We start from the raw sequence: 20,100 nt of genomic DNA on the forward strand, positions 1-20,100 counted from the left end.
GACCATGGCTACTTTTGATTTCCTGCTGCAGGGATTGCTGGTTGCTGCCCAGCCGATGAACCTGCTCTACGCGCTGATCGGCGTCACGCTCGGAACCGCCGTCGGCGTTCTGCCCGGCATCGGGCCCGCGCTGACCGTGGCTCTCCTTCTGCCCGTTACTTATCGGCTCGATCCCGGCGGTTCGCTGATCATGTTCGCCGGCATCTACTATGGCGGCATGTATGGCGGCTCGACCACGTCGATCCTCTTGAACACGCCCGGCGAAAGCGCGTCGATCGTGACCGCGCTCGAAGGCAACAAGATGGCCCGCGCCGGACGCGGCGGCCCGGCGCTGGCGACAGCTGCGATCGGCTCATTCGTCGCCGGCCTCATCGCCACGCTCGGCCTCGCTTTCATCGCGCCCTATATCGTCAAGTTGGCCCTGGTCTTTGGTCCGCGCGAGTACTTCGCGCTGATGGTGCTGGCGTTCGTCACCGTTTCCTCCGCCTTCGGCGATTCCACCCTTCGCGGCCTGACCTCGCTGTTCGTCGGCCTCGCACTTGCCGTCATCGGCATCGACCAGCTGACCGGCCAGGCTCGCCTCTCCTTCAGCGTACCCGAACTGCTCGACGGCATCGAGGTGACGACGCTCGCGGTTGCCATGTTCGCCATCGGCGAAACGCTCTTCATCGCTGCGCAGGGCGACAAGGGCCCCGACAAGGTCGAGGCCGTTCGTGGCTCCGTCTGGATGAGCGCCAACGACTGGGCGCGTTCCTGGAAGCCCTGGCTGCGCGGTACCTTCATCGGCTTCCCGATCGGCGCAATGCCGGCTGGCGGCGCCGAGATCGGCACCTTCCTCTCCTATGCTGCAGAAAAGCGTCTGACGAAGCATCCGGAAGAGTTTGGCAATGGCGCAATCGAGGGCGTTGCAGGTCCCGAGGCCGCCAATAACGCCTCGGCCGCCGGTACGCTCGTTCCGCTGTTGACGCTTGGCCTGCCGACGACAGCAACAGCGGCAATCATGCTCGCCGGCTTCCAGCAATATGGCCTGCAGCCGGGCCCCCTGCTGTTTGCGACCAATCCGCAACTCGTCTGGGGCCTGATCGCCAGCCTGCTCATCGCCAACTTCATGTTGCTGGTCCTGAACCTGCCGCTGATCGGTCTTTGGGTGAAGCTGCTGACCATCCCGAAGCCGTGGCTCTATGCCGGCATCCTGCTGTTTGCGACGCTCGGAACCATCGGCGCCAACCCATCCGTCTACGAACTCGGCATGCTGCTCGCTTTCGGCCTGCTCGGATACGCCATGCGTGCCTTCGGTTATCCGATCGCCCCCGTCGTCGTCGGCCTGATCCTCGGTCCGCTGGCCGAACAGCAGCTTCGCCGGGCGCTCGCCATCAGCCAGGGTGACTACAGCGTGCTGTTCACCTCGCCGATCGCGGCCGTGCTCCTAATCATTGCGGCAGCAGCCCTGATCGTACCCCTGATCTTGCGGGCACGTGGTCGTGGTGAAGTCCTTTCGCAGCTTGCGGCGAACGAAGACTAATAGCGCCCCTCCCAAGGCCTATCCGCGGGCCCGGTCGGTTTGACTACCGACCGGGCCTGCTTCATTTGCATGGCTGGCGTGCCGAATTGTGCATTGCAACATGGCGCGCCAACCCCCATCTTCTGCTCATCGATTAGAAAACGAAAGCGAGCGAGACGATGGCTACTACAACTTACCACAAGGGTTTCATCGGCCGTGCGTTCGCAGTTCTCGGCGCTGCCAGCGCTGCCGCCGCCGCTGTCGAAGGTCACCGCCGCCCGAAGGCAAGCGACCTGCGCACCCTCGGCATCGACCCGGCGAACTTCCCGGACACGCGCCGCGGCTAACGAATTCCAGCGCCTAACAGGCGCCTTATCCTCCCAAGGATGAAAAACGGCTCGGGATCGGAAGATCGCCGGGCCGTTGTGCGTTTGCGGGTTGAGCCTCGACGCGCAAAATCGGACTGCTTCCTTTGCATGGCTGGAGTGTCCAATTGTGCATTGCAAAAAGACCGGCCAGGCCCCATCTTTTGCTCATCAAAGAGAAAACGAAAGCGAGCAAGACGATGGCTACCACAACTTACCACAAGGGTTTCATCGGTCGTGCGTTCGCAGTTCTCGGCGCTGCTAGCGCTGCCGCCGCCGCTGTTGAAGGTCACCGCCGCCCCAAGGCAAGCGACCTGCGCACCCTCGGCATCGACCCGGCGAACTTCCCGGACACGCGCCGCGGCTAATGAATTTCAACGCGCCTAAGGCGCGCCATATCCTCCCAAGGACAAACGGCTCGGGATCGGTAGATCGCCGGGCCGTTGCTATGTTGGAAAAGCGCATCCCTACCTCATCGAGCTTCGTCGGACGCCTTCAACGCGTTGGCGGCGTACGCACGACATAACGACGCGTCGCGCTACGTCGCCTCATTTCTTCGCGCGATAGATCAATACCGGTATCGTCGAATGAGCCAGCACCTTGGCAGCTACGCTGCCGAGCATCAGGCTTCCGACGCCACCGCGACCATGCGACGCCATGATGATGAGATCGGCATCTTTGTGTATCGCCTGGTCGATGATTGCTCGGTAGACCTCGTGGCTGCTGACCTGCTCCGTCTGGCACGCCACGCCTTCCGCCTCTGCCTTGCGCGCCAAAGCCGCGAGCATTTCCGCGGCATGCTTGCTGGCCAGCGTCTCGTATTCGTCGCGCGTGCCTGACAACTGCTCGGGATCGACCGAAAAGAGATGGAATGGTTCGGTAACGGCAAGGATGGTCACTCTTGCGCCGACGTCCTTCGCAAAGGTTATGCCTGCATCGACCGCGATTGTTGCCAAGGGCGAGCCGTCGGTGGGTATGAGAATATTGCGAAACATGGGATCCTCCTCTTCCAAGTTCTAGACATAACCTAGCGCCGGCGACGGCCTATTCCTTGATCCCGATCAACCTTCCGGACTTCAGCAGGGAGGCGACGAGTTTGCCTGAGGGATGCCTTGCCGGTTCCCACATTAAACGGCCGCGATCGCGAGATCGCCACGCAGGTTTCCGTTCTGGCGAGGCCGCTTAGCGGCGTTTGCCGAAACGGAAGAAATCCCGCAGTCGCCGGCGCAGGATGTAGGACCAGGGCACCTGGGCATCGATCGCCTGGTAACCCGCTTGCGTCAGCGAGAACTCGATATGGCCGTCGTCCACTTCTCTTCGCGTAATGTATTGCATGTTAAGGGCGCGAAAGACCGCCGCATGCAGATCCTGTGGCCAATAGATTTCGTCTGCCGGCACCCGATAGGCACCAACCTTGTAAAGCTCCTCAAGCACATTCCTTAAATCACTGGCCAGCATTGAATGTTTATCGGGCGCGGCGCGCGGTTTGGCAATGCGCGGAACACTCAACAGATAGGTCGAGGTTTCCAGCGAACGATCGCGCCGTTAGGACCCCTCGGTAGGGAGCAAATTATGTGAGGCAACGGTTGAGTATTCGGGAACAGTTTCGACGAGGCAATGCGCCGCGACGCGACATTTCGCTCGATCGAATGATGCGCATTGCTCCTCACATTGATCAATTTTCGCCTCGATCGCACACTCTGACGCACCTGCGTCAGTTGGCTGAGGATAGAGACCCGCGCTTTGTTCCTGTTTGGCCTGCGTGACAAACAACGCTACGTAGCGTAGTTCAATCTTTGGCAGCGAAGCGTCCACGGCCGCAGCCTATAGCTTGATGCCTGGACCGATGGCCGACACTACGGCTTCTGGTTCGAGGTGTTTCTCTAAAGCGCGGGCTCATGTAGCCCGCGGCTACATCCTTGGCGTCGGCCCTTTCAGGCCACCGCTCTCGGTCGCGCCCCGCGGAACAAAGCCCACGGAAAAGCCGAACAGGCTACCGATCCTCTGAAGCGTCTCGACAGTTGGATTAGCCTTCCCCGTCTCGATCTCCGCGACCTGCCTCTTGGTAATCCCGGTGAGCGTTGCGAATTGCTCTTGTGTCAATCCCAGCGATTTACGGATCTCGACCACCCCGTCCGGGAAGCGGAGCTCCCCGGACGCAGCCCTTTCACGAAGGCGGGTGCGGAGCACGCTGATCTCCTCCCTCGTCGGTTTCTTCCACCTCGGCATATCCGACTCCCCTCACCCTCGGCGCGGTCGTTCACCCGCGCGCGCCGATAACGCTCTTGGCAATGGCGGACGCGTTTTGCATCGCCCGGTCGATGACCTCCTGCGGAATCGCGAATTCATAAATACGTTCAACCACGCCGATCAGGCGCTCGCCAAAATCGGCCAGCTCATCCAGCAGCCTCTCTGCGGTCTCGGGACTTTCGGGAAAAACGGCTCGGCACACCTCAGCCCAGTCTGGCGCCGTGTCGCGATGCGTGTCCCGCATTGCCGCCCAACGTGTCGACCTCGAGATCCCCTCCACAGCGAGCCGCATCGGAGCGAAGTCGTATAGCGGGGCGATCGACACGCCACCCAGCGGCCCTTTCGAGATCGCGGTATTCCGACCGTGATTATCCGGATTTCCGAATGCCTGATTGGCGATGTCGCGCTTCACGTATTCGGCGATATCTCCGTATGGATCGGTCGAGTATTTCCGCAGGACATCGATATAGTCCTCATGGTTCGCCAGGTGTCCGTACGCCGCGACACCGATTGCAGATACCATGCTCTCTTGACCGTATCGAAGCATCGCTCCATCTGTGACCTCGCGGTCGAACCGGGGGACCATGAGAACGCCCTCGGCATATGTCGACGGCTCATGAACCTTGAGGCCGAGTTCACGGGCAATGAAAGAGTATCCGGCCTCTGCTTCGAGGATCAACCGGTCACGCTCTTCACGGCTCCTGAGGAGCTTTACGATGACATGACGGACTGCCTCGTCGTCTTGAACGAACGCGTCAGCGTAGTAGAGGCCATCGTTAGCCATTGTCAGCGCGACCTTGGGCCATTCCCCCTGAAGTCCGCTCGAACCCGACGCGATCATTCCGAACCGATCCACGACTTCGATAAACCGTTCGGTTCTGCCGAGGATATCGTCTTCCGTAACTCCCGCTCGTTGTACCGCGGCCAAGCGCTCCCGCTCGGCGACAGCGGCTTCGCGGACGCGGATGTTTCCGATCGGATTGCCGGACGCACGCAGCAGCAACGGAACGTCCGACGCGCGATCGTCAACACCCAGCCGCATGTGTTCCGCCAGCTTCCGGCGCGCGTGGCCCTGGGGCATTAAGTCCAGTAGAAACGGCGGCCAGGTCGGGAGGTACCGGTTCTCCAAATCGACCGGATATCGGACGGAAAGCGCACGGGCGTCATGGACCTCTCCGGAGGCGTTGCGGTCTGCCGCGGCGAATGCAATGAAGTAGTCAAGGTCGTACTCGACGACAGAAGAACCGAGATGGCCCCTTTCTTCTTCGAGCAGAATGAGACGCGCACTCGACCGCCATTCTCCCTGCCAGAACGTCTCAATCGTCAAATCCACGTAATGGACCCCTATGCTGGGTTTTTAATAGCACTTCTTCCGTTTAATGCAACCAATAAAGGGGTTTTTACTTTTGATCGACCTGCCTTTTTCGTTCCCCATGGGCGTGCGCCTCGATCCATTCGCGGGGGGCCGAGGTGCCCTCTCATGACAAGACAGCCGCAACCGGAGAGGCAACTACCTTTCAGATGCAGAAGGGTTCGTTTCCAGCGGCGAGTAACCCATCGATCTCACCGTGCGAATGATGTCCAGTCAAATGACGATTCAACGCCCGCCTTACATTGGAACTCGGCACCATTGTGGAGACCTTCAAGGCGTTACTGCGCATTGCACAGATTGACGTCGCGCCACCCCCACGCTCCCACAGCATCGGTCATCCGCTAGGTGTGATGTAGATTTCTGTTGCGCGAAACCGACCATCCTTTCGGTTGCATTGGACGATGACGTCGATCGAGACCCTCAGCAAGCTATTGATGTCTTCGCGATCCAAATTGCGGCCGCCTTCGGATTCCTTCACAAGCATCGTCAACTGTTGCAAGGCGAGCTTGGCGGAATCGGCATGCACGGTGGTGATTGATCCGGGGTGGCCGGAATTGACGTTGCGCACATAGTAGAAGGCCGTGCCGTCACGCAACTCCTGCAGCAGAATTCGGTCCGGTCGCATCCGGAGACAGGATTCCAGTAGGTCCTTTGGGCCTGCACCCGAGAGTCCCTGAGCACCCTTCGAATAGAAAAGGCGTACGTGGTTGGGCTGCGGAATAACCAATTCGGGAGTGTCCTCGATCGAAATGATCCGCTCATGATTTGGAATGTGCTTGATCAACGCTTTCGACAGTGTCGTCTTGGCTGATCCCGTTGCACCGGAGATGATGATGTTCTTTCGAGCAATGACGGCTTCGCGCAGAAAATCCTTGAAGCGACCGGCTCTGTACAGCTCCAGCAAATCATTGTCCGGCGTCGTGTTGCAGTCGTCCGCTGCTTGCGTCTCGGAAAAGAACTCTCTCTCTTCCAGATCATCGAGCGTGAACGTAACCGAGGACGGCTTTCGTATGGTGATGCTGACCGTGTTCCTGGAGGTGGCAGGAGGAATGACGATCTGGATCCGTTCGCCCCCCGGCAGTGTTGCCGACAGGATCGGCCGCGTCTCATCGATAGACTGTTGGGAAAAACTGGCCACGGCTCGGGCAAGGCGCAACAGCTTTTCGAAGGACAGCTCCGGCAGATCATGGGTCCGCCAACCACTGGCGCCTTCTGTCAGCACCTGCCCGGGCCGATTGACGATCACTTCGTAGAGCGAAGGATCATCGAGGAACGGCGTCAATGGCAAAAGCAGCTCACGAACGACCGCTGCGTCAGGACCTTCGGTCATCGGCCCAGCCTATTTCGTGACGAGCATCGACCGCGGCCGGAAGTCCCCAAACGCGGCCCGGTCAAGAACCTTGTTCCTCGGCTCGGTTACCCGCAATCCGTAGACATCGGAGAAATCGAGGTCATGCGCGACGAAGATCGAGACGAGTTCGCCCTGATGTTTGTTGAGCGTCGGAGGAATGTTGATTGATTGCTCGACAGCGATTGCGGCCGCCTGCTGGCCGGCGCTTGTCGTGTTTTGCGCGTCAACGTCACTGTCCTGCAGGCGGCTACTGGCATAGCTCGTGGCGTCGCCGACGATGGAAAGGAGAAGCGCACTGCCGAACCGCTCCCACCAGTGGGTGTCGACATAGCCGTCGACGCCAGCCCTGCCGAGCGCATCTGTCGCCGACGAAGCTAATGTGACGATGACGCCGTTCGGGGTCTTCGCACGGTTCCAGAGCACGAAGAGGCGCTTTTGTCCTCGCTGGAGGCCGCCGCGGTACTCGCCGACTACCTGCGTGCCCTTCTCCATCAGCACGACCCGTCCATTGTCCGAGAGGACATCCCTGTTGATCACGCAGCTTGTGAAGCCGGGCTGATCAGATGCTAGTGCCGTCTCCAGGACACAGGGTATTGCGGTTCCCATCCCGACGATGAAGTTCCGATTGCCGAGCGTGCCGGCGCGCGAGCCCTCAAGCTTGGTCGGCCGTAGCAACCCGTTGAACCGCTGTTCATCGGCATTGGCCGCATTCTGGCCCATCATATTTCCATCGAGCGGCAGGAAATTGGTGTCCTCGGATATAAGTGGATCTGCGGTCTCATGGTGCGATGTCGTGTTCTTCGGTCCACCGCTGAAGGCCATGACCGGAGCCCGGCGCGCCGAGTCGAGCAGCGGATCTTCGTCCTCCACCTCCTCAGGCGCGAGAGGGGTCGGGAGCTTCATTTCCGGTACTTGCTGAACCGGCTCCACCTTTTCCTTGACCGGCTCGAAATTAGCCGTTTGCCGGATGACAACCCGCTCAGGTCTCGTTGTGTCCGCCGGAGTCTTCTCGCCGCCCATCGACCACAGGGCGAAGGCGATAAAGGTAACAACGGCCAGCGCAACCGCGCCGCGCTTCAAGACGGGATTGCTGTCGATCCTCCCGCTGGAAACCGTTTCGGCACGTTCCCCCGGTATCCGGCTTTCATCTTCCTGAACCATGACAGCTTCCTATCGCGTCACGCCGGCGTCGGTTCGAACGATGCGCTCGACCGACGGCGAGGTCGTGTTGGTGTCCGGGTTGATACCTGCCCGATCGTAGGCCTCATTGAAGACGCAGAGCACGTCCCGTCCCCTGCGCAGGATGAACTTCCAGCCGATCGCATGGGCCAGGACAAGATTGCCATCTACGGATTTCGGCACCAGGCTTTCACTGCCGTCTGAGTTCTCGATGTAGATCGCGGGCATTTCCTGATTGCCGACGAAGGCAAACGTCGTGACCTTGCCATTGTCGTAGACCGAGTCCGGCTCCAGCGCCTGGGAGCCTTGCGCCGAGTAGCGCCAATTTCGTGGACCATAGGCCTCATGAATGGCCAGCACCTTGTCGGCCTCCTTCGCCTGCGAAGCGATCGCTCGCGCAGCCGCGGCCTGGCGCTGCCGTTCAACTTCGTCGGCCGGATAGCGGTATTTGACGTAAAAGTAGGTGTTTTGCCCCACCTCCACCGCGCCATCTCGCACTGTCAGTTCCATTTGGTAGCTTCGGGTCGAGCCGTCACGCCGGGTGGTGACGACAGAGAGATTGGTGACCGGCTGATTTTCCCGCGGTTTGAGAAACAGGATGTTGCCCGCCGGCGCGACCTCCCAGGCCACACTATTGCCGAGCGCAACATGCGCGATCTCCTCGTCGGCCGCGAATTCCACCTGCACCGAAGAACGCAATGAGCCGATGATTCGGGTGATGTTATAGGGCTGGTAATCGACAAAACGAACACGGCTGTCCTGCGACGCGCCGCGCGGGATTTCGAGGGCGAGCGCCGTTGAGGCGAAGGTCGTAAGGAGGAGGGTGGCGATGAAGATAGTCCGCATCAGTTGATGGCCTCCGGATCGGCTCGGTATTCGCCGACCGCAAAACCGAGAGGATTCACCAGCCGATCCGTCGACGACATCGGCGCGTTTGCATAGGAGAAGGTGAGTGTCGCAACCCAATGGGTTGTCCGGACTTCTTCCCCGCGGGTGATCGTGCGCATGTAGCGGACGGATACGACATGCGGATTGATCAGCGAGATCGAGGCGATGCCGATGCGTGCGGTGGCGCCGCGCCCGTAGGTGTTCTGTGGCGACTCCGGATTGCTGCCGCGATAGAGCGCCGAAAAGCGAGTCTGCTCCGGCTGCGTCGACAGCAAGGCGACGGTGCGGAAGTTCTCCTCCGCCTCGCTCCAGACATAGCCTTCGCGAGCGCGCACGTACTTCGCGGCAAAGTACTTGGTTACGGCCTCATCATACGTACCGGCCGTAGACGTCAATGCCGAGACGACATCGACGATTCCCGTCGAATTGTCGACCCGCACGACAAACGGCTCAATCGTTTTCAGCGGCGCGAGGCCGGCGACGGCAAATATCGAAGCACCCGCAAGGATGCCGGCCACGATGGCCACGGACCAGGCGATGCGTGCCGAGCGCTCGACCTGGATCATGCGGTCCTGGTCGAAACGCCGCGCCCTCTCGAAATATGACTTGAGTTCGTCCCCGGAGACCATAGCGTCACCCTTTGCACGAACGATAGGAAGCGTCGATGTCGAGATGGGCAAAGGCGGGAGGTTCCCTGCCCTCTTCGACATAAGCTGTGGCGACGGAGTGAGAGGTCGCCGGTCCCACATCGGACTGTTTCTGTTTGAGGCTGCTATTGTCTTCCCACTGCCACATCGAGCGATTGAGGGGGCGGCGCGAATAGCCATCGCATTTCGGGAGCGGATACGTCAGCGATGCGCAGCCGCTTAAGGCGACCACTATGCAGAGCAGCGGAAATGTTCTGATCATTCCTGAAGAGCCTTTTTCTTGTTCGTGCGAAAAGCGTCACGATCCGGAGCCTTTCGAGCTGAAGGTTCGACCAATGGCGCGGACACCCCGTCCGGTCGCACGGGCGGTATGGGACGCCGCCCAGGCGAGCGTGCTTTCGTGCGCGTCGCGTGCAGCGCCGTAGCCGTAGGTCAACGACGCGCCGCCGGCGGCAAGCGCTGAAGCGATGTTCGGAAGCTGATAGAAGACATAGAGAGCAGCGAGGCAGATGGCGCACAGCGCGGTTGGACGCATCAGCACGTCGCTGTATCCTTCGATCGCCGTGAAGGTGGTGTCTATGCACGTGATCAGCAGAGAACCGACGGCGACGACGAGGACCTGGAGGATCACGAAGTTCGCAAGCTGTCCGAACCAGGCCTCGGTGAAGCGACGCGTCGCCTGGAACATGGCGAGCGCCACGAAGATCGGGCCGATCGCGAGCACGATGGCGAGCGCCAGCCGGGCATAGAGCGATACGATATAGCCAATCGCCGCGACGATGAAGCTCGCGCCAATGACCATCATGCCGCCGATGCCTGTCACGACATCGACCGGCCAGGAGGCGCGGGCCCAGATCTCCTTGGCACACGCGTGCCCCTTGTCGAGCAGGCTGTCGAAGGTCGATGCACTTGGTGCTGCGCCCGCGTTCAACGCCTGCGAAATCTCACGCGGCAATCCCTCGAAGAAGATGTCGGTGACATAGGTCTGGTATTCGTCGGCGTCCCTCACCAGCATCACGATGATTGCTAGCTTGATCGCCCGAAATGCGAAGTCGAGGATCGGTTCCTGGACCGAGCCGCGGAGCACGAGATAGCCGTAAAGCACGACATAGAGTGTGATCGCTGCTGTCAGGGGGCCCGAAATCCACTCTGAGACGTTCGAGGTCCCGTCGGAGACGAAGGTCTCCAGCGGAGCCTTGAACTGCTCGTCGACAAAGGCAAAGACCTGATACATGCCTCAACCTCCAAAGTACCTTTCACATCCGTTTAAGACGGGCCTTGAAGTCTGCGGCTGCTGCGTTTTGGCAATTCGGGGTATTGCCTAATTCACCAGGATTGTTGCGGCACGTCGCGATGATTTCGGACAGGAGCGCCTCGTCGGCCATGAGTTCGTCGACAGTGTAGATTCGCTCGGCTTGCTCGGAGCAGCTGACCAATAGGACAGCTAGAAGAACGACATGCCTCTTCATTGCAGTGCCGCCCCCATTGCGTCCAGGCGCCGGCGCCAGTCTTCTGCCTTGCGCTGCTCGTCAATCTGGGTCTGAGCCTGCTGGACCATTCGGAGGGCCTCCATACGCAGTATATCGGTCTGGAGGAAAGCTGTTTCCGCCTGAAGTCGCGCCTGAAGGTCGGCAATGTCCTTGGCATCGCCCGCCGTCGAAATCTTCTCGCGCAGTTGGTCAATGCCATCGACGCGCTTGGCCGCGGCATCGTAGATCTGCTGCGCTAGGCTCATCTGCCCGGCATGCTTGTTCTGAATGCGCGAAAGCTCCTGCGCGTAGAAGTCATCTGCGCTGGTCCGATAGGTCGAATTCCCCTCAAGGAACTTTGAGGCCGTATCGCCGAACACGCCCGTGCCGCTTCCTTTCAACAGCCCCTCGATGACGTTAAAGTCCCCGGGCAGCGCCTTGCGGACGGCAGGATCGTTCAAGACGCCGGCAACATCCGCCATGTCGGTGATCTTGTTGAGTGAGCCGTAAAGCTGCTGCGCCTGCTCGATCTGCTGGTTGAGCGCATCGAGCTGGGCTTTCAGTTGGGCGATACTCTCGAGGTGCTTGGCGATCGCGGTCCGGTCGATCACCGGGATCCCCTGCCCGGCTGCCGTGCCGGCGGAGAGAATGAGCGCGGCGGTCATTACCGCGCCGTGAATTCGATAGGAAGCCATTAGCTCAAACTCCTTCTTTGCTGAAAAATCGGAAACCAATCCGCGAGCCGGTCGCCAACTTCTGTGCGGATGGTATCGGCGAGTTCGACATTCGCGGTGCGGCCTGAGAGGATGGCGAGTTCGTCGTCGAAACCACCGAGGTTCAGTTCCGCGACGACGCTATTGTGCCCTTGCTTCAATATGAATCGGCGGCTCTCGACGGAGAGCTCGCGTGCAATGAGTTCGTACTCCCGCTCGGTGAGCTTGAAGCCGTCGACATAGTCGGCGTGGTTACCGCGGGCATTCGGTAGGAATATCTGCGTCGGACATTGCTCGATGATCGTATGAGCGATCGGCGATACGATCGCATCGCGCGGGCTCTGCGTAGCAAAGAGCATAAGGCCGTTTTGCTTGCGGATCGTCTTGAGCTTGTTCTGTGCGAGATCGCGAAACCCTTCGTCCTGGAGCGCCTTCCAGAACTCATCGATAACGATGATGATGCGCCTGCCATCGATCAGCTGCTCGACCCGGTGGAAGAGGTAGGCCATCAGGGGCGTGCGGATTTCCTCGTTGTCGAGGAAGTCGGTCATGTCATAGCCGACGAACTTGCCGCCGAAGCCGATGTTCTCAATGATGTTATCGAAGACCCAACCGAGCGGCCCTCCTCTCTCCCACCGCCGCAGCCTCGCGGCGATACCATCGGGATCGGTGTTGTTGAGGAACGTCCTGAGTGCGCCGATCGTCCGGCGCTCCACCGGCAGGTCGGCAAGGCCGTCGATGGCCGAGGCGATGTCGCGGAGTTCGGTCACAGTCAGCTCCCGTGTTGCCGAACCGACAAGCCTGCCGATCCAGCGCGTGAGAAACACCTTGTTCTCCGGCGTCAGTTCAAGTGCCTTCAGGGGAGCGCACCCGGACGGGGCACCATTCTTGAGCGGCAGATAGGTGCCGCCGGCGGAGCGCACGTAGAGATCAGCTCCCCTGTCCTTGTCGAAGAACACCACATGCGGGTCATGTTTCTCGAGCTGGGACAGCAAGAAGTTCAAGAGCACGGTCTTGCCGGCACCGGATGGTCCGCAGACGAATGTGTTACCGAGATCGCCATAATGGAAATTGAAGTAGTACGGTGACCCCGACGCCGTCTTGAAAAGGGCAACGGCAGGTCCCCATTCGTTGCCGTCCTTCCGACCGATCGGGTAGGAGTGGTATGGCGCGAGCGCCGCGAAGTTGCGGGACGTGAGCGCGCCGGACCGGGCGCGATAACGGAAATTGCCCGGCAACTGCGCCCACCAGGCAGCCTCAAGGCCGAGATCCTCACGCGCAGCAACTGCACCACCACTGGTCAGACCGGCGCGTGCCTTGGCGAGATTGTCGATCAGCTCCTTCACCGACCGAGCAAAGACGGCAAGCGTCAGATGGTGTTCGCCAAGTACGAAACGATTGGACTCCAGATCGTCCAGCGCTTCATCGATCTCCTCAATCTGGGAGAACGCCTTGTCGCCGCTGCTGACCATCTGGTTCTGCTTGCGGCCCATGATGACGCGGGCGTCCGCCTTCGATACGAAGGAGAAGGATTGCGCCAGAATTACTTCGAAAGGACTGGTGAGCACACTGTCGAGCATGCCGGTCCGAGTTCTGGCCGGATATTCCTTGAAACTCAGCATGCCGGCAAAGCGACTTTCGGCCTCGTGGCGAATCTCGATCGTCTCGCGGCCGAAGATGACCCGATCGGAGTAGATCACTGAGCCGATGCGACCCTCCGTCAGTGGAACCGGCTCCCGCCGGCCGCCGACGAGCTGGTGCAGCACCTCGCTCGGCTCCGAGAAGATCAGGCCTCTGTGCTCGTAAAGCGACAGCACGCGGGGATCGAAACGCTTCAACGCGGCCGTAACGTCGACGACCTTGTCTCGAAGCTGCTTGAGAGCCTCCTCGTCCAATTCGACACCCGCCCGACGGGACTGCAACAGACGCGACAAGAACGTCGCTGCCTTGTCGGCCGGGTCGCGTGCAGGAGACCAGTGGATCGTAAGATAAAGATCATTCCGGAACAGATCTTCGCCCACCATGCGCTCGCGGTATTTGTCGTTGAGCGCGGCCGAAAATGCGGTCGTGAAAGTGCCCACGGGATAGTCGCCGTCCCGGCGGCGAATGAGATGGGTCCACAAAGCGAGCCGCTCGTCGGCGATGTTCCGATAGAGCGTATTGAGGTCGCGATGGAGAGCGTTCAGATCGAGGGCGTCCGCGGTCTCGAAAGAGACGCCCTCTAATGCGATCATCACCATCAGTGCCCGGGAATCGAGCGCGATTGTCGACTCGTCGACGTGGCGGACGTAGGGGATGAAGGTCTCAGGACCGAGTTCGCGAGATCTGAGTGTGGCGAGGTTAGGCAAGTCCGAAGTCCCTTTCGTCGTAATTGCGCGCGAGCTTCAGGGGGCTAAGCGTCGCTCCGCCCCAATAGCCGCTGTTGCGGGACCGACCGCGTGTCTCTACCCAGGCCAGCAAGATGCGGAACATGTTGTGGTCGTGTTTGACGAGTGCGCGAAACAGCAGATGGAAGACGACGCCAACGAGCGCATAGGCGACCGAGCCTGCGACGATATAGAGGATGGTCGTCAGCATGATATTCACGCCCATGGCTTCCATCGTCACGCCGGCGATCATTGCCGGCCGGGTGCAGGCGATGAACAGCGTGTCTTCCTCAAGGATTGGCCGCGAACTTGCCATGGCGTCAGCTTCCGACGATGGTGTTCACGAGTTCGGTAGCGCCGAAGATGCCGCCAATGCCGATGATCCAGAACCCTGCGCGCCTCAGATCCATGTAGCCGAACATCCAGGCAATGCAGATCACGATCACCGCGATGACGGCCAGAAGCTTGGCGATATTGCCGGTCAGCATATCGACAATGTTCTGCAGCACGGTCTCGATGCCGGCGGCCTGCGCGAAAGCAGGTTCGACCATGGACGTAACGATGGCCACTGCCATGACGGCGGATGCGGCGATTGGGCGGATACGGGCGCTGAAAATCATTCACTCTCCTCCATTTGACTATTCTGAAACACGAGGACGGAGGACCTCCGTCTCGAACTGAAAACGTCCCAGGACGGCACCGACACCGTTCGATCAGCCTGGGCCTCGTCCTTGCGGGCAGCGTCGATCGCCTCGACAAGAGGCGCTTCGTTGAGCTCCCTCTCCCGCCCACCATCTTCGATCATGAGAGTCGTGATGTTTCTGGCGAGCCGGCTTCTTTCCCGGCGGACCTGCTCATCGTACCGGACCATCGCGCCGATAGAGGGATCGTCCCGTCCGTAGTATGAGTGCAGCATCACCTGTTCGGCCCGGTTCGGGTCCGCTCCGGCTTTCACCGCCAGCCGGTAATATCCGTCGAGAGTGGTCGCCGTGGCCCGAAGGTTGAGGCACGGGTCGAAGGCATCTGAAATCGAAAGGTTGAGCTTGCGGAGTTCTTCCATGCCGATGCCGCCGAGACCGAGCTGGATGTCCTGCCGGCCGGCTGCCAATGACGTGGCGATTGCGATCGCCTCCACCTTGGTCGTGGGCTGCCTGGAGAGTGGTGCGCCGCTGTTGATCCGGATGGCGAAGGGTTCGAACCGGCTTTCAAGGCTGACGATGGCGGCGAGTGTCTCGGCTGCAACTATGGGCGCGCACGTTTGCGCTAAATCGAGGAAATCAACTGGCATGCTCAGTACCACACTCGTTGCTTGCCAACACCGTCGATGGTCACGTCGATGTAATGGGGTTGCGGGCGGACATTCGGTCGCGTCGTCACGTAGCGCTGGCATGGCCTACGGCCGTCTCTCCGCCGCCACGCTGTCGACGATGTCATCCGATCATCGTTGGGGTAGCATTCAGCGTTCGAGACGGTCTGTGGCGTGGTCGAGATACAACTCACTTCGAGCCCGCGGTCTCCATACCGCGTCGTCAGGCGATAACCGTTATTACAGTAATAGGGCTCCGATCGGGGACCTGAGGTCTGAAACCCAACGCCGCTGCAGGTGGGAAAGGAGTGCCCTTTTGCAAGTGCGCGCCAGAGCTTGTGGATTGGCGCCCGGCACTCCGCATATTGCGTCGGACCACTCGGATTGGAAAGGCACAGGATAACCTGGCAACCCCATTCAGCCGCGCGCGCTTTACTGTCGAAAACAGGATAGAATGGCGCTAGACTGGCTGCAGCGACAAATGCCCGTGCGAGAGACTTATTCATGACCACCACCCTTCACTGACGCGATTGTGTGCAATCCTAACAAGCAGCGCAAATTGGCGACGCGTTTTACAATCATATAACTGATAGTATAAAAAATGACAAGCACACTCAATGTTCATTGGCAGAGCCAGCTGTTTTCGGCTTACGCTTTGCAAGAAGTTTTCGACAAACCGGTTGAGGGAGAGACGCCGCAATCGCGTTTGAAGCAGGTCGGGATGATGACGGTGCTCTATATGATGCATCAAAACCACGAAAAGCTAACCCTCTCGAATATAAGCCGAATTACCGGGCTGACGCGCAACGCTGTGGCGGAATCGATCGATCCTCTCATTGAGCGGGGCATATTGACCGAAACGATTGTGAAGAACTCGATGGGACGAGGAACTGCGAGGCAGTTTGAGTTCTGCTCGGACGTTTTCGATCGCCTAAGGTTAAGCCCGGAGCAGCGAAAACCTGGAACGTAGTAAGTTTTTTGCGACACTAACAACGGCCCACGGCGGCGGCGTTGGGTCGGGGCCACCTTTGGTCGTGGCCGCCAAGAAGGCGTTAGTTTGGGGGGCCAAAAACTTCAATTCGGCCATCCAGATCTGCTGTTCGACGGCCAGCGGGCGAATGCCTGCATCGCGGTATTCACTTACTGAGGCAGATTCCCAAAGAGGTACGCTATTCACTGGCCCTACGCCGCAGCCCTTCCAGTAACGGTCGCAGTTTGTGCTTGCGCCGGTGCTGCTCGATGAGCCCATCAAGGTGCTCAAGCCACTGGTCGGACCGTCCGCAAACCTTATGCGCGCGTGCGGCAATGCCGAGCCACAGCGCGGCCGTCTCATAGCGACTTGATCTTCCTTCAGACATAATCGGATCGGCCATGCGGCAGGCAAGGACAATCACCCAATCGGGGTGATCGGCCAATGCCCGTTCAGCAAGCCGACTGAGCGTCGGGTCACGCGAACTGAAGAGGCGCGTTTCCTGCAGGTTTATGCAAGCAACGGCGTCGGCGACCAAGTCCTCGTCGAGCAGGATCTCGATCCGCTCATTGGCGTAAGGTGCGGCCATCAGCGTCGCAAGCAGCATTTCGTGCAATTTCGGCCAGTCCGACGGACCGGCGAGTTTCTCGGCCACGCGGAAATCTTCACGTGCAAGGCTTTCCTCAAAGGCTACGCGCGCTGCCCTGAACATCATATCCCGGTTGCCCGCCTCATGCGCCTTCTCGCGCAGCCAGCGGGCCAGCATTGCCCTTCCCGTTCTGTGACGCCAATTTTCGTCACCTTCGCCGCGCCCGTCTCGCGACAGCCCCCAGGCGGCAAGGTCGATCGCGGTATCCACCCCGCCGACAGCAGCGACGGCCTCGGCAAGCCGCATGACTTCACCATGTGTCGCCAGGCGCACATGGGCGAGGGCGACCGCCTCATCGACACGTCCCGTCTGCGCCAGCTTCACAACATGATCGCAGTGAAACCTCGCGGCACGGGAAAGATTGAGGAAATGCTCAGTACGCCCCATGGCTTCGAGCGCGGCGAGTCGGGCGCGCGTCAGATCGTCATCGAGCGGATCGTTACCTCCCCCGGGCGGCCAGCTCTGCCCAAGCCCTGCGAGCGTCGCCTTAAGGCCTGGCTCGTCCCAGCCCTGCATGCAAGCTGCAATGGCAGTAGCAAAGGCATCGTTGGCGCCGAATTCTGCGAGTTCACCCTGCCAGTCGGCCAATTCGTCGGCGAGGTCATCGCGCGCCTCCTGTGAGACACCATCCATGAGGGCGGCTTGAGCGATCAATTGGTCAAGCCGGGGAAAGAACTCGTGCGGGGTTTCATCCCAATCGGCATTTTCCGGCCAATATGCGGCCAGCCCCGAGGCCACGGGCTTCAAGATCGACAATGCATGGGCGCCGCGCCCTGCGGCAAGAAAGGGTTCAGCCGCGTCAATCAGTTGTTCGAGCGCCGCTTCATCGTTACCCGCAGCCCGCTCGCCCCAGCTGTGCCGATGCCGCCCCGAAGCGGTCGAACAGAAAAGCGCTTCGGCGCGACGACGAAACGGCACCGGATCGAGCAGCGTGCTTGCCTCGTCAGCCACCGCAACCGCGAATCTGGCATCGAGCCAAAGGGCAAAACCCTCGTCTCTCCCGGCGCGTTCGAGCACAAGCGCCTCAAGCCGTTCACGCGAAATCGCCCTTAGACGCTCCGCGCGCTTGTTCTCCGCCTTCATCTGCGCTCCTTAAAACTTCGACTTCAGATGCTTGGCGGCGATGCGTTTGGCTTCAAATCAGCTTTAGCTTCGTCGCCAGCGCCGTCGCCTGCGGGAGCGAGTAGGCATTGAGTTTCCTGCGCGCATTATTCATGTGGAAGTTGACGTTCCAGTAGCTCATGTTCTCGATGGCGGCAATTTCTCTCATGGACTTGCCCTCGGACGCCCACTTGAGCATAAGCGCCTGTCGAGCGGTCAGGCCGATGCTCAGTTTTGCTGTGGGTTCAATGTCCGTTTGCTCGATCCGCACATGAAGCTGGGCGACCGCCGCGGCGGCTGCTACCGGATCGATATCCCTTTTCAGCGAAAGGGAAGTCTCGCGCGAGGCCATTGTCAGCATTGCCATACGTCTGAACGCAGTCGCGACCGGAATGGTGATACCCGACCGAATGCCGAAACCGGCGGCATCCAGATAAAACTGCCGAACGCGCCTCGATCTGGCAGTTCTTGAATTTTCGGAAGACCAAGTGAACGCTTTCATCGTGGCCCTGGCAATCTGGATTACCGGATCGATCTCGTTGAAGCTCTTGGAGAAATACCAATCTTGCCATTCGGGATGATAATTCGACACGGCGAATGTTCCGATTGGTTGAAGATTAAGGTAGGCGTAATACTCGAAGCCGAGTTCTTCAGCGAGCTCGGTGAGCGCTTCGTTGAACATCTCCTTGGTACGCGCCACGGCGGAAACATCAGTTAGCTTCTGAAACCAGCTCTTCACCTTCTCCTCCTTTTTTTGCCCTCTCGTCTTACTGCAGCAATGCTCGGCCCAGCAACAGTCTGGACCTTTCGTCGGTTCCCATAGACCGGCGTGCGAAGCAGCCGGGGAGTTGTGCTCCTGCCTCAACTCGCCTTCAATATGAAGGTCCGAGGACCTCGTCGCCAACCCTGGCGGTGCCTACTCTAATCGCCGTGCGCCGGCAGACGGCGCTTGGTGTTGTTTCTTCCGGAATAGTCGCCCACAGCTTTAAGCGATCTTGATGCCGCTGCCAGCGTGCGGGCAATTTCTACGATCTCTTCACGGTTCGCGGTAGGGTCCTCCTTGTTCCAGGCAAGCCCCATGCCGATCGTGAAATCCACCCCCTCCACTTCCCGAAGGCGAAACGACTTGTGTGGCAAATCCCTGGTCCATTCCGGCACGAAACCCACGCCCATCCCGGCCGCGACCAGCGAAACCAAGGAGAGTGTGTCGTCGCAACTGCAGGCAACCTGATCGAGAAGGCCAAATTTTCTGAACTGCTCGAAGAAGTACTTTTCCGTGTAAGTTAGATTTGAGCGGGAAAAGGAGATGATTCGCTCCCGTTTCAGATCGCTCATTGTGACGGTTTCCGCCGTCTCAAGCCGGCCGCCAAGTGGCACTGCCAGAAGATATCGTTCGTTGGCGATGCTCTGCCAACGGAGCGACCCGATGTTTTCGACCGGCCGGATAAAGCCGAGGTTGATTCGGCCCTTCTCCAGGTCGCGGATGATTGCATCCGTGGAACCGCTACTCACGTGAATCTGGATATCGGGAAATCGCTTGCCGAGCTTGCTCAGAAAAAGCGGCAAGACACCGAAGGTCGCAGGATATATGGTTCCAATCGTGATCCGATCGACATTCTTGCCTGCAACGGCCCGGACGATCGCTGAACTGCTTTCGATTTCCCGCAGAACACGAATGCACCGCTCGTAGAACACTTCGCCGGGTTTTGTCAGTTGAACACGGCGCGTCGAGCGAATGAGAAGCTGGACGCCAAGCTCCTTTTCCAGCGCCTGGATCTGCAAGCTGAGGGCAGGTTGCGCCATAGACAGCGCCGCCGCGGCGCGGCCGAAATGAAGCTCCTCAGCCAGCGTCGCAAAACATCTCATCTGACGGAGTTCCATTCCCGGCCCTCTGCATCCGCGCAATCAATCTACAAGCCGGTAGATCATTCATTAATTTCCTCTGTATATCAATATGCTGTTTTTTTATAATC

At 59.7% G+C, this 20,100-nt stretch carries 24 protein-coding genes; 4 read left to right on the forward strand and 20 right to left on the reverse strand.

What is annotated here, in order from left to right; genetic code table 11:
- The first annotated feature begins 4 nt into the window (after window positions 1-4).
- The 3 genes from ACTJKM_RS21630 (at window position 5) to ACTJKM_RS21640 (ending at window position 2,234) form a co-directional block, all read left to right on the forward strand.
- The gene (locus ACTJKM_RS21630; RefSeq protein WP_440660839.1) at window positions 5-1,522 is read left to right on the forward strand and encodes a tripartite tricarboxylate transporter permease; all 1,518 of its coding nucleotides are present in this window, start codon (window positions 5-7) and stop codon (window positions 1,520-1,522) included.
- A 158-nt stretch (window positions 1,523-1,680) separates the two neighbouring features.
- Window positions 1,681-1,848 (forward strand): hypothetical protein, encoded by a 168-nt coding sequence (locus tag ACTJKM_RS21635; RefSeq protein WP_089045897.1) that lies wholly within the window; start codon window positions 1,681-1,683, stop codon window positions 1,846-1,848.
- A 218-nt stretch (window positions 1,849-2,066) separates the two neighbouring features.
- Window positions 2,067-2,234 (forward strand): hypothetical protein, encoded by a 168-nt coding sequence (locus ACTJKM_RS21640; RefSeq protein WP_089045897.1) that lies wholly within the window; start codon window positions 2,067-2,069, stop codon window positions 2,232-2,234.
- Between the two features lie 180 nt (window positions 2,235-2,414).
- Here the strand turns inward: ACTJKM_RS21640 and ACTJKM_RS21645 are convergent, their stop codons facing one another.
- The 17 genes from ACTJKM_RS21645 to ACTJKM_RS21725 form a co-directional block, all read right to left on the reverse strand.
- Window positions 2,415-2,861 carry a universal stress protein gene (locus tag ACTJKM_RS21645; RefSeq protein ID WP_058328679.1) on the reverse strand — a complete coding sequence of 149 codons (447 nt, stop codon included), beginning with the start codon at window positions 2,859-2,861 and terminating at the stop codon, window positions 2,415-2,417.
- A gap of 187 nt (window positions 2,862-3,048) precedes the next feature.
- The gene (locus tag ACTJKM_RS21650; protein ID WP_156436961.1) at window positions 3,049-3,375 is read right to left on the reverse strand and encodes a hypothetical protein; all 327 of its coding nucleotides are present in this window, start codon (window positions 3,373-3,375) and stop codon (window positions 3,049-3,051) included.
- A 402-nt stretch (window positions 3,376-3,777) separates the two neighbouring features.
- Complete coding sequence (locus ACTJKM_RS21655; protein WP_058328677.1) at window positions 3,778-4,095, reverse strand: helix-turn-helix transcriptional regulator; 318 nt, start codon at window positions 4,093-4,095, stop codon at window positions 3,778-3,780.
- Between the two features lie 31 nt (window positions 4,096-4,126).
- On the reverse strand, window positions 4,127-5,449 hold the full coding sequence (locus ACTJKM_RS21660) for a type II toxin-antitoxin system HipA family toxin (RefSeq protein ID WP_058328676.1): 1,323 nt from the start codon (window positions 5,447-5,449) through the stop codon (window positions 4,127-4,129).
- A gap of 373 nt (window positions 5,450-5,822) precedes the next feature.
- Window positions 5,823-6,818: a P-type DNA transfer ATPase VirB11 gene (gene virB11 / locus ACTJKM_RS21665; protein ID WP_440660840.1), complete on the reverse strand. Its 996-nt coding sequence runs from the start codon at window positions 6,816-6,818 to the stop codon at window positions 5,823-5,825.
- A 9-nt stretch (window positions 6,819-6,827) separates the two neighbouring features.
- On the reverse strand, window positions 6,828-8,000 hold the full coding sequence (gene virB10, locus ACTJKM_RS21670) for a type IV secretion system protein VirB10 (RefSeq protein WP_440660841.1): 1,173 nt from the start codon (window positions 7,998-8,000) through the stop codon (window positions 6,828-6,830).
- A gap of 9 nt (window positions 8,001-8,009) precedes the next feature.
- Window positions 8,010-8,864, reverse strand: a complete 855-nt coding sequence (gene virB9 / locus ACTJKM_RS21675) for a P-type conjugative transfer protein VirB9 (RefSeq protein ID WP_440660842.1) — start codon at window positions 8,862-8,864, stop codon at window positions 8,010-8,012.
- A complete protein-coding gene (locus ACTJKM_RS21680) occupies window positions 8,864-9,535 on the reverse strand; it encodes a virB8 family protein (protein ID WP_113511674.1) in 672 nt (223 codons plus the stop codon). Before ACTJKM_RS21680 ends, virB9 begins: the two co-directional genes overlap by 1 nt.
- 4 nt (window positions 9,536-9,539) lie before the next feature.
- Window positions 9,540-9,815 carry a hypothetical protein gene (locus ACTJKM_RS21685; RefSeq protein WP_082663648.1) on the reverse strand — a complete coding sequence of 92 codons (276 nt, stop codon included), beginning with the start codon at window positions 9,813-9,815 and terminating at the stop codon, window positions 9,540-9,542.
- 36 nt (window positions 9,816-9,851) lie between these two features.
- Window positions 9,852-10,787, reverse strand: coding sequence for a type IV secretion system protein (locus tag ACTJKM_RS21690; RefSeq protein ID WP_058328671.1), 936 nt, complete (start codon window positions 10,785-10,787; stop codon window positions 9,852-9,854).
- Between the two features lie 22 nt (window positions 10,788-10,809).
- Entirely contained in the window at window positions 10,810-11,022 is a 213-nt protein-coding gene (locus ACTJKM_RS21695) for an EexN family lipoprotein (RefSeq protein ID WP_058328670.1), read from the reverse strand.
- A complete protein-coding gene (gene virB5 / locus ACTJKM_RS21700; RefSeq protein ID WP_058328669.1) occupies window positions 11,019-11,717 on the reverse strand; it encodes a P-type DNA transfer protein VirB5 in 699 nt (232 codons plus the stop codon). Before virB5 ends, ACTJKM_RS21695 begins: the two co-directional genes overlap by 4 nt.
- Window positions 11,717-14,083: a VirB4 family type IV secretion/conjugal transfer ATPase gene (locus ACTJKM_RS21705; protein ID WP_440660843.1), complete on the reverse strand. Its 2,367-nt coding sequence runs from the start codon at window positions 14,081-14,083 to the stop codon at window positions 11,717-11,719. The genes virB5 and ACTJKM_RS21705 overlap by 1 nt, the downstream gene beginning before the upstream one ends.
- Window positions 14,076-14,417, reverse strand: coding sequence for a type IV secretion system protein VirB3 (locus tag ACTJKM_RS21710; protein WP_113511682.1), 342 nt, complete (start codon window positions 14,415-14,417; stop codon window positions 14,076-14,078). Before ACTJKM_RS21710 ends, ACTJKM_RS21705 begins: the two co-directional genes overlap by 8 nt.
- Window positions 14,418-14,421: 4 nt before the next feature.
- Window positions 14,422-14,721, reverse strand: a complete 300-nt coding sequence (locus tag ACTJKM_RS21715; protein WP_113511684.1) for a TrbC/VirB2 family protein — start codon at window positions 14,719-14,721, stop codon at window positions 14,422-14,424.
- Entirely contained in the window at window positions 14,718-15,389 is a 672-nt protein-coding gene (locus ACTJKM_RS21720; RefSeq protein WP_113511686.1) for a lytic transglycosylase domain-containing protein, read from the reverse strand. Before ACTJKM_RS21720 ends, ACTJKM_RS21715 begins: the two co-directional genes overlap by 4 nt.
- 2 nt (window positions 15,390-15,391) lie before the next feature.
- Window positions 15,392-15,913 carry a hypothetical protein gene (locus ACTJKM_RS21725; RefSeq protein WP_113511688.1) on the reverse strand — a complete coding sequence of 174 codons (522 nt, stop codon included), beginning with the start codon at window positions 15,911-15,913 and terminating at the stop codon, window positions 15,392-15,394.
- A 95-nt stretch (window positions 15,914-16,008) separates the two neighbouring features.
- Between ACTJKM_RS21725 and ACTJKM_RS21730 the strand changes: the two genes are divergently transcribed.
- Window positions 16,009-16,377 (forward strand): MarR family transcriptional regulator, encoded by a 369-nt coding sequence (locus ACTJKM_RS21730; protein ID WP_113511690.1) that lies wholly within the window; start codon window positions 16,009-16,011, stop codon window positions 16,375-16,377.
- 199 nt (window positions 16,378-16,576) lie between these two features.
- Here the strand turns inward: ACTJKM_RS21730 and ACTJKM_RS21735 are convergent, their stop codons facing one another.
- The 3 genes from ACTJKM_RS21735 to ACTJKM_RS21745 all read right to left on the reverse strand — a co-directional run bounded on the left by ACTJKM_RS21735 (window position 16,577) and on the right by ACTJKM_RS21745 (window position 20,008).
- Complete coding sequence (locus ACTJKM_RS21735) at window positions 16,577-18,043, reverse strand: hypothetical protein (protein WP_440660845.1); 1,467 nt, start codon at window positions 18,041-18,043, stop codon at window positions 16,577-16,579.
- Between the two features lie 118 nt (window positions 18,044-18,161).
- A complete protein-coding gene (gene traR / locus ACTJKM_RS21740; RefSeq protein ID WP_440660847.1) occupies window positions 18,162-18,866 on the reverse strand; it encodes an autoinducer-binding transcriptional regulator TraR in 705 nt (234 codons plus the stop codon).
- Between the two features lie 182 nt (window positions 18,867-19,048).
- The gene (locus tag ACTJKM_RS21745) at window positions 19,049-20,008 is read right to left on the reverse strand and encodes a LysR family transcriptional regulator (protein WP_440660849.1); all 960 of its coding nucleotides are present in this window, start codon (window positions 20,006-20,008) and stop codon (window positions 19,049-19,051) included.
- Window positions 20,009-20,100 lie beyond the last annotated feature (92 nt).

Source organism: Ensifer sp. 22460, assembly GCF_052044935.1.
GTDB lineage: Bacteria > Pseudomonadota > Alphaproteobacteria > Rhizobiales > Rhizobiaceae > Ensifer.

Coding starts and splice junctions, on each gene's coding strand:
- ACTJKM_RS21645 (WP_058328679.1), bottom strand. CDS start 2,861: ATGTTTCGCAATATTCTCATACCCACCGACGGCTCGCCCTTGGCAACA.
- virB5 (WP_058328669.1), bottom strand. CDS start 11,717: ATGGCTTCCTATCGAATTCACGGCGCGGTAATGACCGCCGCGCTCATT.
- ACTJKM_RS21690 (WP_058328671.1), bottom strand. CDS start 10,787: ATGTATCAGGTCTTTGCCTTTGTCGACGAGCAGTTCAAGGCTCCGCTG.
- ACTJKM_RS21630 (WP_440660839.1), top strand. CDS start 5: ATGGCTACTTTTGATTTCCTGCTGCAGGGATTGCTGGTTGCTGCCCAG.
- ACTJKM_RS21635 (WP_089045897.1), top strand. CDS start 1,681: ATGGCTACTACAACTTACCACAAGGGTTTCATCGGCCGTGCGTTCGCA.
- ACTJKM_RS21695 (WP_058328670.1), bottom strand. CDS start 11,022: ATGAAGAGGCATGTCGTTCTTCTAGCTGTCCTATTGGTCAGCTGCTCC.
- ACTJKM_RS21725 (WP_113511688.1), bottom strand. CDS start 15,913: ATGAATAAGTCTCTCGCACGGGCATTTGTCGCTGCAGCCAGTCTAGCG.
- virB9 (WP_440660842.1), bottom strand. CDS start 8,864: ATGCGGACTATCTTCATCGCCACCCTCCTCCTTACGACCTTCGCCTCA.
- virB11 (WP_440660840.1), bottom strand. CDS start 6,818: ATGACCGAAGGTCCTGACGCAGCGGTCGTTCGTGAGCTGCTTTTGCCA.
- ACTJKM_RS21710 (WP_113511682.1), bottom strand. CDS start 14,417: ATGGCAAGTTCGCGGCCAATCCTTGAGGAAGACACGCTGTTCATCGCC.
- ACTJKM_RS21715 (WP_113511684.1), bottom strand. CDS start 14,721: ATGATTTTCAGCGCCCGTATCCGCCCAATCGCCGCATCCGCCGTCATG.
- ACTJKM_RS21655 (WP_058328677.1), bottom strand. CDS start 4,095: ATGCCGAGGTGGAAGAAACCGACGAGGGAGGAGATCAGCGTGCTCCGC.
- ACTJKM_RS21720 (WP_113511686.1), bottom strand. CDS start 15,389: ATGCCAGTTGATTTCCTCGATTTAGCGCAAACGTGCGCGCCCATAGTT.
- ACTJKM_RS21745 (WP_440660849.1), bottom strand. CDS start 20,008: ATGGAACTCCGTCAGATGAGATGTTTTGCGACGCTGGCTGAGGAGCTT.
- ACTJKM_RS21680 (WP_113511674.1), bottom strand. CDS start 9,535: ATGGTCTCCGGGGACGAACTCAAGTCATATTTCGAGAGGGCGCGGCGT.
- ACTJKM_RS21730 (WP_113511690.1), top strand. CDS start 16,009: ATGACAAGCACACTCAATGTTCATTGGCAGAGCCAGCTGTTTTCGGCT.
- ACTJKM_RS21685 (WP_082663648.1), bottom strand. CDS start 9,815: ATGATCAGAACATTTCCGCTGCTCTGCATAGTGGTCGCCTTAAGCGGC.
- ACTJKM_RS21640 (WP_089045897.1), top strand. CDS start 2,067: ATGGCTACCACAACTTACCACAAGGGTTTCATCGGTCGTGCGTTCGCA.
- virB10 (WP_440660841.1), bottom strand. CDS start 8,000: ATGGTTCAGGAAGATGAAAGCCGGATACCGGGGGAACGTGCCGAAACG.